This is a genomic window from Klenkia terrae, assembly GCF_037083865.1.
Lineage (GTDB): Bacteria > Actinomycetota > Actinomycetes > Mycobacteriales > Geodermatophilaceae > Klenkia > Klenkia terrae.
This window is the reverse complement of record NZ_JBAPLV010000009.1, coordinates 107,005-119,438: the sequence shown is the minus strand read 5'-3', so window position 1 is coordinate 119,438 and position 12,434 is coordinate 107,005. Positions and strand designations below refer to the sequence as shown.

Annotated in this window: 13 protein-coding genes; 8 read left to right on the top strand and 5 right to left on the bottom strand. The window is 76.0% G+C overall.

Annotated features, from left to right (window positions below):
• The first annotated feature begins 28 nt into the window (after positions 1–28).
• Positions 29–2,632 (top strand): magnesium-translocating P-type ATPase, encoded by a 2,604-nt coding sequence (gene mgtA, locus UXQ13_RS10335; RefSeq protein ID WP_225235947.1) that lies wholly within the window; start codon positions 29–31, stop codon positions 2,630–2,632.
• A 68-nt stretch (positions 2,633–2,700) separates the two neighbouring features.
• Here mgtA and UXQ13_RS10330 read toward each other — a convergent pair whose 3' ends face one another.
• Genes UXQ13_RS10330 through UXQ13_RS10320 form a run of 3 tightly spaced genes read right to left on the bottom strand, consistent with a single transcriptional unit; the run spans position 2,701 to position 5,209 of the window.
• Positions 2,701–3,729 carry a lysylphosphatidylglycerol synthase domain-containing protein gene (locus tag UXQ13_RS10330; RefSeq protein ID WP_225235946.1) on the bottom strand — a complete coding sequence of 343 codons (1,029 nt, stop codon included), beginning with the start codon at positions 3,727–3,729 and terminating at the stop codon, positions 2,701–2,703.
• Positions 3,730–3,737: 8 nt separating this feature from the next.
• The gene (locus UXQ13_RS10325; RefSeq protein ID WP_225235945.1) at positions 3,738–4,337 is read right to left on the bottom strand and encodes a flavodoxin domain-containing protein; all 600 of its coding nucleotides are present in this window, start codon (positions 4,335–4,337) and stop codon (positions 3,738–3,740) included.
• Between the two features lie 38 nt (positions 4,338–4,375).
• Positions 4,376–5,209: a nitroreductase family protein gene (locus tag UXQ13_RS10320; protein WP_225235944.1), complete on the bottom strand. Its 834-nt coding sequence runs from the start codon at positions 5,207–5,209 to the stop codon at positions 4,376–4,378.
• A 205-nt stretch (positions 5,210–5,414) separates the two neighbouring features.
• On the opposite strand from UXQ13_RS10320, the gene UXQ13_RS10315 reads away from it, so the two are divergent.
• The 3 genes from UXQ13_RS10315 to UXQ13_RS10305 are packed head-to-tail and all read left to right on the top strand — an operon-like array spanning position 5,415 to position 7,328.
• Entirely contained in the window at positions 5,415–6,434 is a 1,020-nt protein-coding gene (locus tag UXQ13_RS10315) for a universal stress protein (RefSeq protein ID WP_225235943.1), read from the top strand.
• A gap of 31 nt (positions 6,435–6,465) precedes the next feature.
• Entirely contained in the window at positions 6,466–6,759 is a 294-nt protein-coding gene (locus tag UXQ13_RS10310) for a hypothetical protein (protein WP_225235942.1), read from the top strand.
• Positions 6,760–6,770: 11 nt separating this feature from the next.
• Positions 6,771–7,328: a hypothetical protein gene (locus UXQ13_RS10305; protein ID WP_225235941.1), complete on the top strand. Its 558-nt coding sequence runs from the start codon at positions 6,771–6,773 to the stop codon at positions 7,326–7,328.
• Here UXQ13_RS10305 and UXQ13_RS10300 read toward each other — a convergent pair whose 3' ends face one another.
• Complete coding sequence (locus UXQ13_RS10300) at positions 7,329–7,973, bottom strand: hypothetical protein (RefSeq protein WP_336392242.1); 645 nt, start codon at positions 7,971–7,973, stop codon at positions 7,329–7,331.
• Between the two features lie 221 nt (positions 7,974–8,194).
• Between UXQ13_RS10300 and UXQ13_RS10295 the strand changes: the two genes are divergently transcribed.
• The 4 genes from UXQ13_RS10295 (at position 8,195) to UXQ13_RS10280 (ending at position 11,735) form a co-directional block, all read left to right on the top strand.
• A complete protein-coding gene (locus tag UXQ13_RS10295) occupies positions 8,195–8,488 on the top strand; it encodes a DUF4342 domain-containing protein (protein WP_225235939.1) in 294 nt (97 codons plus the stop codon).
• A complete protein-coding gene (locus UXQ13_RS10290; protein ID WP_225235938.1) occupies positions 8,485–9,480 on the top strand; it encodes a universal stress protein in 996 nt (331 codons plus the stop codon). Before UXQ13_RS10295 ends, UXQ13_RS10290 begins: the two co-directional genes overlap by 4 nt.
• A gap of 110 nt (positions 9,481–9,590) precedes the next feature.
• The gene (locus UXQ13_RS10285; RefSeq protein ID WP_225235937.1) at positions 9,591–10,061 is read left to right on the top strand and encodes a universal stress protein; all 471 of its coding nucleotides are present in this window, start codon (positions 9,591–9,593) and stop codon (positions 10,059–10,061) included.
• A 12-nt stretch (positions 10,062–10,073) separates the two neighbouring features.
• Complete coding sequence (locus tag UXQ13_RS10280; RefSeq protein ID WP_225235936.1) at positions 10,074–11,735, top strand: GAF domain-containing sensor histidine kinase; 1,662 nt, start codon at positions 10,074–10,076, stop codon at positions 11,733–11,735.
• Here UXQ13_RS10280 and UXQ13_RS10275 read toward each other — a convergent pair.
• Entirely contained in the window at positions 11,721–12,395 is a 675-nt protein-coding gene (locus tag UXQ13_RS10275) for a response regulator (RefSeq protein ID WP_318250060.1), read from the bottom strand. The two genes, UXQ13_RS10280 and UXQ13_RS10275, sit on opposite strands and share 15 nt — an antisense overlap.
• Between the last annotated feature and the right edge of the window lie 39 nt (positions 12,396–12,434).

Below are 12,434 nucleotides of genomic sequence, written 5' to 3'. Positions count from 1 at the left end.
CACCCGCCGACGGCCGCGAGGAGCGTCGATGACCGCACTGGCACCCCCCGTCCCGCGCGCCCCCGCCACGGCCGTGGCCGATGCCGCGACCTGGGACACCGTCTCGACCCTGCGCGCGATGCACGTCGACGCCGCCGTCGGGGTGACCGACGACCTCGCGGGGCGGCTGGCCCGGTCCGGGCCGAACGCGGTCACCTCGCACCGGGCCCGGGTGCTGCCCGCGCTGGGGCACCAGCTGGCATCACCCCTGCTGGGTCTGCTCGTCGTGGCCGCCGTGGTGTCCGCCGCGGTCGGTGAGCGCGGCGGGGCGGCGACGATCGCGGTGGTCGTGGTGCTGTCGGTGGGCCTGGGCTTCGGCAACGAGTACCGGGCGGAGAGGGCGGCGCAGGCGCTGCACGACCAGGTGCACCACACCACCGTCGTGCTGCGCGACGGCCGTCGGCAGGAGGTCGACGTGACCGGGCTGGTACCCGGGGACCTCGTCGACATCGCGCTCGGGGACGTCGTGCCGGCCGACCTCCGCCTGCTCGACGTGACCGGCCTGGAGTGCGACGAGTCCGTGCTGACCGGGGAGTCGGTGCCGGCGATCAAGGACACCGGGACGGTGCCGGCCGGGACGCCGCTGGCCGAGCTGACCGGGTGCGCCCTGATGGGCACCGTCGTCGCTGCCGGGAGCGGGCACGGCATCGTGGTCGCCACCGGCGCCGCCACCGAGTTCGGCGGTGTCGCGGTCGGCCTGGACACCCACCCGCTGGACACGCGCTTCCAGGTCGGCCTGCGCAGCTTCTCGGTGCTGCTGGCCTGGGTCGCCGTCGTGCTGACGACCGCGGTGCTGGTGGTCAACGTCGCCCTCGGCCGCCCGCTGCTGGACGCGGTGCTGTTCTCCCTGGCCATCGCCGTCGGCATCACCCCGCAGCTGCTCCCCGCGGTGGTGTCCAGCAGCCTGGCTGCCGGGTCGCGGCGGCTGAGCAGACGGCACGTGCTGGTGAAGCGACTGGTCTGCATCGAGGACCTCGGTGATGTCGACGTCCTCCTCACCGACAAGACCGGCACCCTCACCGAGGGCCGCCCGGTGTTCCTGCGCGCCGTCCCGACCGGCGACGACCGCCCCGAGGACGTGCTCCGCTGGGGGCTGCGGGCCACGGAGACCACCGACGGCACCGGGGGCAACGCCCTGGACCGGGCGCTGCGGGCGGCCGAGCCGGCCGGGTCCGACGACGCCGTCCGGCTGGCGCTGCTGCCCTTCGACCACGAGCGGCGGCTGGTCTCGGCCCTCGTGCGCACCGCCGACGGCACCTGCGTGGTGGTGACCAAGGGCGCGCCCGAGGCGGTGCTGGACCGCTGCGTCGACGTCCCCTCCGGGGTGGCCCACGCCCTGGCCGCGGAGTTCGCGGCCGGCAACCGGGTCGTCGCCGTCGCCACCCGGACGGTGCCGGGCGGCCACGCGTTGACCGTCGACGACGAGCACGGCCTCACGGTGCGCGGCCTGCTGGTGGCCAGCGACCCGCCCAAGGACGACGCCGCGGACGCGCTCAGCCGGCTGGCCGACCTCGGTATCACGGTGAAGGTGGTCACCGGGGACGCCGCGCCCGTCGCCGTGCACGTCTGCCGGCAGCTCGGCCTCGGCGACACCGTGCTCACCGGCGCGGACCTGGCGGTGCTCGACGACGACGAGCTGGCCGCAGCGCTGGCCACCACCAGCGTGTTCGCCCGGGTCAGCCCGCAGGACAAGGCCCGCATCGTCGCCGTGCAGCGCCGTACCGGCGGGGGAGTGGCGTTCCTCGGCGACGGGGTCAACGACGCGCTGGCCCTGCACGGCGCCGACGTCGGGATCTCCGTGGAGTCTGCGACCGACGTGGCCAAGGACGCCGCCGACGTGATCCTGCTGGAGAAGGACCTGGGCGTGCTGGCCGACGGCGTCACCGAGGGGCGGCGGATCTTCGTCAACACCATCAAGTACGTGCTGATGGGCACCTCGAGCAACGTCGGGAACATGGCCTCGGCGGCCGGGGCGTCGCTGTTCCTGGGCTTCCTGCCGATGCTGCCCAGCCAGATCCTGCTCAACAACCTGCTCTACGACACCAGCCAGCTGGCCATCCCCACCGACCGGGCCGACGACGAGCAGGTCCGGCGGCCGGCGCACTGGGACATCGCCTTCATCCGGCGCTTCATGCTGGTCTTCGGCCCACTGAGCTCGCTGTTCGACGCGCTGACCTTCGTCGTCCTGCTGACCGTGCTGCACGCCGGGCCGACGGAGTTCCGCACCGGCTGGTTCGTGGAGTCCCTGGCCACCCAGACCCTGGTCGTCCTGGCGATCCGCACCCGCCGGGTGCCGTTCTGGCGCAGCCGGCCCTCCCTGCCGCTGGTGCTGGCCGCCGTCGGCGTCGTCGCGGTCGGGGCGGTGCTGCCGGCGACGCCGCTGGCCCGCTCGCTGGGCTTCACTCCGCTGCCGGCCGTCTACTACCTGGTGCTGGTCGGGTTCGTCGTCGGCTACCTGCTGCTCATCGAGGTCGGCAAGGCCGCGTTCTACGCCACCGCGAGCCGGGCGACCGCCGTCCGGCCGCGCGACCCGCACCGGCACCTCCGCCGCCGGGCAGCCCGGTTCTCCGTCGTCCACCGCTCCACCCGGTGACCGACGTCCTCGCCGGCGCGTGGACGGGCCGGTCGGTGCGGCGACGGGCGACGAGGACGGGACGCGGTTCAGGGGCCGGCGACAGCCACCCGCCCGAGGCCGTGGCGCCACAGCACCCAGGCCGCCAGCCCGAGCGGGATGGACACGAACCAGGTCAGGAAGCGGAAGACCAGCACGGCCCCCGCCGCCTCGCCGGCGCCGACCCCGACCGCGGTGAGCCCGGCGACGTAGCTGAGCTCGGCGACGCCGAGGGCGCCGGGGGTGACGGGCAGGATCGTGACCAGCCGGGTCACCGAGAAGACCGCCAGCGCCACCACCCAGGGCAGTTGGGAGGCTGCTCCGCCGATCGTGCGCAGGCACGCCAGCAGGACGAGGAACAAGGCGACGTGGCTGCCCAGCGCGGCCAGGCTCAGCCGCCCCCAGCGGTGTCGCAACAGCTCCAGGGAATCCACCCGGAACCGGTCCAGGCGTTCGGCCCAGGCGGTGGGTGCGGTGCGTCCGACCCGGCCGGCGGCCCACCCGGCCAACCGCTGGGCCCCGCCCGCGAGACGGTCGCCGGACCGCCGGTGGGTCAGCGCGGCCACCAGGACGCCGACGCCGGCCAGCAGGGCGGCACCGCCCAGGACCGCCGCCACCGCGAGCCCACCGGATGGGTGGCCGACCAGCAGGACTCCGGCCAGGGAGAGCACCGGCATCGTCAGCTTGACCAGGCTGTTCCAGATGCCGGTGAGCCCGATGGAACGCGTGGTCACGGCGGGCGAGAAGCCGAACGAGGAGAACATGGCCGCCGTGGTGCCCACGCCGAAGGCGAACCCGACGGGCACGGCGTTGGCGACGGCGGTCGACGCCTGGTCGGCCAGCAGCGCGCGCCCCCAGGTGAGGCCCGGCGCGGAGGCCACCCACAGCGGGGCGAACGACACCAGGTTGACCACCCCGACGACGGTCAGCAGCACCACCTCGGACCCGGTCAGGGACGTCACGAGCCCCCAGGCCTGCCCGTAGTCCGCCACCTGGGGCATGACCCCGGCGAAGACGACGACGACGACCGCGACGGTCAGCGCGAGCCGGCCCACCTGCCCGCCGAGGAGGTGCCGCACGGTGGACGTCAGCCCGGCCCGGGGACCGCGGCGGCTGACTCCCGGGGGGCAAGACCGGCCACGTCCTCGGCGATCTCCGCTGCCCAGCTCCCGACGGCCGGCCAGTCGCGGAAGTCGCCGGTCGGTGCGCGCATCGCGATGACCACGGCCAGCTCCTCGGGGCCCAGCAGGTCCTCGTGGAGCCGGCCGGGGAAGACCCGGTGTGACCGTGCCCCGACCACGGCGGCGAGCGGTTCGACGTCGTACGGGTCGGCAGGGGGGAACGGCCGCGGGCCGATGGGGCCGCTGCTGAACAGCCACACCGGCAGCCCGCGCAGGCCGGAGGCGTGCTCGGTGGCGTAGTGCCGGGCCGACTCGAGCCAGCGGCCCGCGTAGACGGCGCTGCCCAGCACCACCGCGTCGAACAGCGCGGGATCGGGTTGCCGCTCGACCGGGATCGCCACCGCGCGCAGCCCGCACCGCAGTCCTGCGGGGGAGACCTGCAGCAGGTGGACGAGGCGGTCGGCGATGCCCGCGGTGGCGCCGTGCCTGCTGGCGGTCGCGACCAGCACGTGCGGCCCGGCGGACCGGTTCGGGACCAGCAGTTCAGCCGCACGGCTGGCGTGCACCAGGGCCGGTCCTGATCGCCCCACGGCGACCGGGAGCGTCACGCCTGCCCCGTGCTCCGCTGCAGCGGTGCCGGGCCGACCCGCAGGATGCTCTGCGGCCATCGTCGGCCGGTCAGCACGCCGCGCAGCTCGTCGCGGGTGGGCCGGTCCTGGACGGCCTGGCTGAAGGGGGTGGCGACCCACTCGGCGCGCGCGACCTCGAGCAGGACCCGGTGGAGAGCCTCGCCGGCCCGCAACCACGCCAGCTCGTCGTCCCGCGCGGTGGTCAGCACAACCACGGTGGCCTCGGCGCCGTCCCGGACGGTGGCCGGCCGCGCACCCCCAGCCACCTCCGTCGGTCCGGGGCCGAGTCGGTGAAGATCGGCCCGCCCGACGGGCGCCAATTCGGCGTCCTCGGCGAGCGCCGCCGCACGGAAGAGCGCGATGTCGGCCAGGCCTGCGGCGCCGGGCCCGAAGCGGGGGCGGTCGGTGTCGCGCAGGCCGAGCAGGTCCACCAGCGGGGCGATCCCGCCGTCGGGCGGCCCGGCGACGAGGTCCACGACGGCGAGCAGGTCGGGGTCGGCCGCGTCGGGGCACCGGCGGGTGCTGGTCGCCCAGCCGGCGGCCGCCAGGGCGACCCGCATGGTGAACAGGGCGGCACCCACGCTCTGCACCAGCGCGCGGCCGGTCGGGTCGAGCGCCGTGAGCTGCCGGCCCCGGTCGGCCCGGACGTCGATGCGACGTGGCCGGTCGACCGGGTGCAGCCGGAGGGACCACGGCCGGCTGGTGTGCAGCGACGGTGCCAGGACGGCCCGGTGGACGGCGTCGGTCAGTGCCTGCGCGGCGTCGCGGCCGGGGGGCGGGGCCGTGCTGGTGTGCGTGGGCTGGGCCATCGGTGCTCCTGGCGTGGGGAGCCCCCAGCCTCTGCCGGATCCGGTCGCCGGGACCGGGTCGGCGGTCCCGGGGCGGCTGCCGAAGGTCCCTCCCGAGGGACGTTCGACCCGCGGTCCGGGGTCCGACGGCCGCGTCCGGCCACGCGCCCGGGGACGACGATGCAGGTACCGGCCGGCCCGGCCGGGACCCGACCGAGGAGCACCCGTGGCTGCAGCACCCCGACACCGGCACGCCGACCCCACCACCGACCTGGTGACGCCGCCGCAGGTGCTCGTCGGGGTGGACGGGTCGACCGGCTCGCGCGCCGCGGTGCGCTGGGCGCTGCACTGGGCGGCTCGGCACGCGGCCGAGGTGCAGGTGGTCGCGGCGTACCCGGCGGTGGGCTCGATGGGGTGGCTGGCGATGGGTGAGGTGACCGATCTGAGCGCCCTGGACGCCCTGCACGACGACACCTGGTCGGCGGCCCGGGAGACGGTGGACCAGGTCCGCGAGGAGGACGCCGCCCTCCTCTCCGTCCCGGTCGCGATCCACGTCGAGCCGGGACCGCCGGCCGAGCTGCTCGTCCACCGCTCCCACGATGCGGATCTGATGGTGGTCGGCACCCGGGGCCGGGGATACGCGGCCAGTGCGGTGCTGGGGTCGGTGGCCCTGCACTGCGTGAGCTCGTCGGCCTGCCCGGTGGTGGTGGTGCCCGAGCCCGGTGGCTGGGCCGATCCCGGCCCGGGGACGGTCGTCGTCGCCGGGGTCGACGGGTCGGAGCGCTCGGCCGCCGCCGTCGCCTGGGCGATGGAGGAAGCCGGCCCCCGAGGTCAGGTCACCGCTGTCCGGGCCTACGGGGTGGCCGACCTGTGGTTCGACCAGTACGCAGCCGTCGCCCCGACCCCGGCCGAGCGGGACGCCGCCGAGCTGGCTGCGCTGGAGCAGGGCCTGACCACGCTGCTGCAGGCCACGCGTGGGGAGCATGCCGACGTGCACCGGCTCGCGGTCGGGGGCGAGGCCGGTCCGGCGCTGGTCGACCAGGCGGCAGGTGCCGACCTGCTCGTGGTCGCCAGCCGAGGTCGAGGCGAGTTCCGGGGTCTGCTGCTGGGGTCGGTGGCTCTCCACTGCGTCCTGCACGCACCGTGCCCCGTGCTCGTCGTCCGCCCGACGAACCGGTCCTGGGCTCCGGGGCGGCTGCGGGCCGACGGCGTCGTCGGCGCTGTCGGCGCCGGAGCCCCCGGATGACGCGCCACCCCACCGGGCCGGGTGCACCTCCATGAGGCGGGTCCGCACCCGGCGCCGCCCCGGACCGGCCCGGCGCACGACGGCACAGCCGTCCGCCGACACCGGGGCCGCGGCCCGTGCCTGGTGCGGACCCGGGCACGGCCTGGAGTGGACGTCGCCCCCCGGTGAGGTGCCGGCCGGCCTGGTCGAGTTGTCCACCGCCGTGGACGGGGAGTGGTCGTACCGTCTGGCCCTGCACCCGGTGACCCAGCATCCGGCGCGCGACCACCAGGGCCGCCTGGTCTACCTCCCGGTGGCCCGGCTGCCCGCCGACCCGCTGCCGTGACGGGTGAGGGCGTGGACCTGTTCTGGCTCCCGCTGGGCGCAGGCGGCTGGTCGGTGCGCCGCAACGGCCGCGTCCTGGAGGCAGTCACCTCCCGGCTGGCCGGGCGACCGGCGCAGGCCCTGGTGCACTCGGCGCTGGTCGTGCGCCGTGCGGGTGTTCGATCGGTGATCGAGATGGGGCCGGTCTGGAACGTGCCCGGCACGCCCGCGGAGCGCGGCAGCGTGGGCACCGGTGCGGTCGGGATCCGCTGGCTGGGCCGCAGCCGCTGGTTCCGGTACGAGGTGAGGTGCTGGCCGGGTGGGGTGCTGCCCGACGAGGCCGAGGCGTTGGGGGGCCCGCGACCGACGACGGCCGACCCCGCGCTCGTCCTGCGCGCCGTCCGCACCGTGCCGTTCCCGACCTGGGGCCGCGACGACCTGTGCACCGGCGGCGTCTGGAACTCGAACTCCCTGACCTCGTGGCTGCTGGGCCGCTGCGGCCAGGACACCGAGCTGGTCCGCCCGCCGTCGGGCTGCCGCGCGCCGGGTTGGGACGCGGGCCTCGTGCTGGCCTCGCGGCAAGCGCACTGATCACCCCGCCGAGGCTGCCCGCCGGGCGATCCCGCGCAGCATCGTCGCCTCCATCAGCAGGTGCACCGGCTCCAGCAGCGGTGGCACGGCGAGCCCGACCACCCGCGGGGACCAGGCCGCCCGCACCCGGACGACGAGTCGACTGCCGTGCGGGCGGGGCGCCAGCACGAAAGCCCAGGTCCAGTCCAACCGGGCCCGGTCGCCGACGGCGCTGGGGGTGCCGTGCACCGGGTCCATCGCCATCTGCAGCACCAGGGCCCGGGGTGCGTCCACGACGACCGCGGTCAGTGCTGTCCCCGGGCCCAGCGGGACCGGGTCGCCCACCGCCAGGCCCTGGAACCTGGGGAGGACGCCGTCGGCGGACCCACCCTCGGCGAAGTCGCCGGCACCGACGAGCCGTTCCAGGGCGTCCAGGCTGTACCACCCGGCGCGCTGCCAGCCCAGCTGCACGAGGAGGGGCCACACCCGTTCCACCGGGGCGGCGATCGTGACGCCGCGCGTGGTCTGCCACCGGGCCGGCACCAGGTCGTCGCCGGGCACGGGGGCCAGTGCCGGTACGGGGGTCGCTCCCCAGGTCTGCAACCGGGGTCGGACCAGGCCCGCCCAGGCCGCCGAGGCACCCAGGGCCGGCGCGAGCCGGATCACCTGCCGCGACCGAGCAGCGGCCGGCCCGATGGCAGCGGGAGCGCAGCCGGAGGAGCGGCGGGTGTCGACGCACGGGGCAGGACCACCTGGTCAGTCTGCGTCGTCGGCGGCGCATGGGGAGGTGCCGCAGTCCCGGACCGTGCGGGCCTTCCGGCACTGGTGCCGCACGAGCGTCCGCGGGCCACTGGAGCAGCCACATCCAGCGATCCGAGGGAGCAGACGTGACCACCACCGACAGCCCGGCCCCACCGACCGGTACGGCCTCCGAGACCCTGAGGGTGAAGGGCGAGGTCCTCGCCGAGCGGGTGGGTGCACTCCTGCACCAGGGCAACGTCCGCCGCGTCGTGGTCAAGGACAAGGCAGGCAACACCGTCATCGAGGTCCCGGTCACCGCGGCTGCTGCCCTCGCCGTGCTGGCCCCGGTGGTGACGGGGGTCGCGGCGTTCGCCGCGCTGGCCGCCGACTGGCACGACGACGTCCACCGGCACGCGGCCCCCTCCCTGGCGGAGCAGTGACCTCGACGCCCGGTACCGACCCGGGCCGGCCCCGCGTCGTCATCGGCGTGGACGACTCGCCCGGTGCGCGGGCGGCCCTGGCCTGGGGTCTCCCCGAGGCGGCCCGCCGCGGGGCGTGCGTCCAGGTGGTCACCTCGTTCCCCGTCGACTACTACACGGCCGGCTCGTACATGGCCGCCGCGTTCCCGTTCGAGGAGATCCGGCAGGAGACGGCCCGGCAGACCGGGCGTCTGCTGGAGGAGGTCACCGCCGAGCTCGTCGCCGCCGGGGTGACGGGGATCGAGGAGCTCCCGGTCGAGGTGCTCGCCGTGGCCGGCTCCCCGGCCATCGACCTGGTCGAGCGGTCCCGCGGGGCCGCACTGCTGGTCGTGGGCAGCCGCGGCCGGACCGCGATCCGCAGCCTTCTGCTGGGCTCGGTGTCGTTGCACTGCGCCGGGCACGCGCACTCCCCGTTCGTCGTCGTCCCGGCCTCGGTCACCCCCGCCCCGCGCGCGGCCCGCCGCAGGGTGGTCGTCGGCGTCGACGGCTCGCCCACCTCGGCTGCTGCACTGCTCGCCGCGATCGCGGCGGCCGGACGCGTCGACGCGGTGGTGGACGTCGTCGTGGCCTTCGACGACGGGCTGGCCCGGACCAGTTCCGTGGTGTCGCCACCGCCGGCCGCGGACCTGCAGCGTCGAGCAGCAGCAGGTGCCGACCGCGTGCTGGTCGAGGTGCGGGCGGCCGCGGCCGAGGCGGATCTGCCGGAGGTGCCGGTGCAGCTGCACGTGCTGGCCGAGCAGCCCGGTCAGGCGCTCGTGGCCCGGGCGGCCGGTGCCTCCCTGCTCGTGGTCGGCAGCCACGGCGCCGGCCAGCTGATGGGGATGGTGCTGGGCTCGGTGGCGCTGCACTGCGCCCTGCACGCCCCGTGCCCGGTGCTGCTGCAGCGCGTGGGCGACCGCCCGGGGGTCGGGCACGTGACCCACCCGCACCTGGCGGCCACCGTCCCGGTCTGAGCGGCCGGCCGCGCACACGGGTGGGACCTCGGACCCTGGCGCCGGCGTCCCCCCGGGACGAGGATCGGCGCCGGGCCCTGGCCGGGGCCGGACGCGATCCGAGGAGACCCGTGGGCGACGTACGTGAGCATGCCGAGGTCACCGGCGGGATGGTCGTGGGGCACGACGGCTCGGCCGGCGCGCAGGAGGCGCTGACCTGGGCGCTGCGCGTGGCGGCGCGGGGGCACTGGCCGGTGCACGTGGTGCGGGCGTGGTCGCTGACCACCGCGCCGAGCCCGGCCGCGGCGACCGGCGGCTTCATCCCCCCGATGGAGGAGTGGGAGCAGGCGGTCGCCGACCAGCTCCGGCAGCACGTGGCCGAGGTGGCCGCCGCCGGGGTCGACGTGACCAGCCACGTGGTGCACGCACCGCCGTCCCGGGCGCTGGTGGAGGCCTCCGACGCGGCCGACCTGGTCGTCGTCGGCGCGCGCGGGCAGGGTGGGTTCCGCGGACTGCTGCTGGGTTCGGTCAGCAACCAGGTCGTCGAGCACGCGCACTGCCCGGTGACGGTCGTGCGCGCGGGGACCGGCACCCCCGGGTGACCCGTCCGACCGATGCCTGACGACGCCAGGACCAGCCCGGACGTCGACGTCCGGCTGGCGGCGCTCGCCCGGGCGCAGCACCGGCTCCGCAGCCTGCTCACGGCCTTCCTCGACGTCCAGGAGGGGGTCGACCTCGACGACACCCTGCACCGGGTGGTCGAGGTCGCGGTCGACCTGGTGGACGCGCGGTACGGGGCGTTGGGCGTGCTGGACCCCGGCGGCGGGCTCGCCCGGTTCATCCACGCCGGGCTCGACGACGAGGCCGTCGCCCGGATCGGGTCCCTCCCGCAGGGCCTGGGGGTCCTGGGCCAGCTGGTGACGAGTCCGGTGCCGTTGCGGACCGCCGAGCTCGGTGCGCACCCGGCCTCGGTGGGGATGCCGCCCGGCCACCCGCCCATGCGGACGTTCCTCGGGGTCCCCGTCGCCGTCCGGGGCGAGGTGTACGGGAACCTGTACCTGACCGAGAAGCACGGCGGGCCGTTCACCGCCGAGGACGAGGAGCTGGTCACGGCCCTGGCCGGGGCCGCGGGCATCGCCGTCGACAACGCCCGGCAGCTCGCCGACGAGCAGGAGCGGCGGCGCTGGGCCGAGGCGGCGCACGCCGTCCGCGAGCAGCTGCTCGGGGGTGCGGCACCGGAGCAGGTGCTGCGGCTGATCACCGACGCGGTCCGCGAGCTGACCGACGCCGACGCCGTCCACCTCATGGCGCCCCTCGACAGCCCCAGGACCTGGACGACCCGGGCCCAGAGCGGACCCGGGCTGGCCGACATGACCGGTGTCCCCCTCACCCCGGAGTCCTCTGCCGTGGTGGAGGCGCTGGTCCGTGCCGAGGGCGCCGAACCCGTCGTCCAGGACCTGGGTGGCCGGCCCTGGGGCGACCCGGCCGACGGTGTCGACTGGGGCCCGCTGCTCGGTGCCACGCTGCACACCGCCGACGGCAGCGAGGCCGTGCTGGTGGTGGCCCGGCGGACCGGGTCGCGGCCCTTCGGCCTCGGGTTGGTCCCGCTCCTCCGGTCCTTCACCGACCAGGCGGCGCTGGCCCTGGACATGGCCGCACGGCAGCGGCTGGCTCGCAGCCTGGACCTCTACGCCGACCGCGACCGCATCGCCCGCGACCTGCACGACAACGTGATCCAGCGGTTGTTCGCCGCCGGGCTGACGCTGCAGGCGACGCTGCCGCAGCTGGCTGCCGACCGGGCCCGCCAGCCCGTCCTCGACGTGGTCGAGCAGCTCGACGTGGTCATCCGGGACATCCGCTCCACCATCTTCGACTTGAACACCAGCGCCGGGGACAACCGGGACTCCAGCCTCCGCCGTCGCGTCCTGGACGCCCTCACCGAGTCCGCCGGGACCCTGACCACCAGCCTGCGCACCGTGGGCCCGGTCGACGCCCTCGTCACCGCGCCGCTGGCCGCCGACATCGAGGCCGTCGTGCGCGAGGCGGTCTCCAACGTGACCCGGCACGCCGCAGCCCGGTCGGTGACGGTGACCGTGGCGGTCGGCGCCGAGGTGGTCGTGGAGGTGGTCGACGACGGGACCGGGGTGGCCGCATCCGCCCCGCGCAGCGGGCTGGCCAACCTCGCGGCACGCGCCCGGGCGCGCGGGGGCGCCTTCGACCTGTTCCCCGTGGCCACCGGCGGCACCCGGCTGCGCTGGAGCTCACCGCTGGGGTGAGGCCGCCCGCAGCTCGGTGGCCAGGATGGCGACCTGGGTGCGGCGCTCCATGCCCAACTTGGCCAGCAGGTGGGAGACGTAGTTCTTCACCGTCTTCTCGGCGAGGAACATCCGCGCCCCGATCTGGCGGTTCGTCAGACCCTCGCCGATGAGGTCGAGCACCGTGCGTTCCTGCTCGGACAGCTGGTCGACCGGTCCGGCGGCCGCCGGGGGGCGACGCATCCGGGCCAGGACCGCGGCCGTGGCAGCCGGGTCCAGGAGCGAGCCACCGGCGGCCACGGTGCGCACGGCGGCGACCAGGTCCTGGCCGAGGATCTGCTTGAGCAGGTAGCCCGAGGCGCCGGCCAGGATGGCGCTGAAGAGCGCCTCGTCGTCGCTGAAGCTGGTCAGCATCAGCACGCGCAGCCCGGACACGGTCGAGAGGAGGTCACGGCAGACGGTGACGCCGTCGCCGTCGGGGAGGCGCACGTCGAGGACCGCGACGTCGGGCCGCAGCGCCGGGATCCGCACCATGGCGTCGTGCGCGGTGCTGCCCTCGCCCACGACCTCGATGCCGGGGTCGGTGGCGAGGACCGCGGCGATCCCGCGCCGGACCACCTCGTGGTCGTCGAGCAGGAAGACCCGCACCGGCCCCGTGCGCTCCGCGGCACCCGCGGTCACGGGTGCGTCGTCCCTCGTGCGGTCCGCCTCATCGTCCGA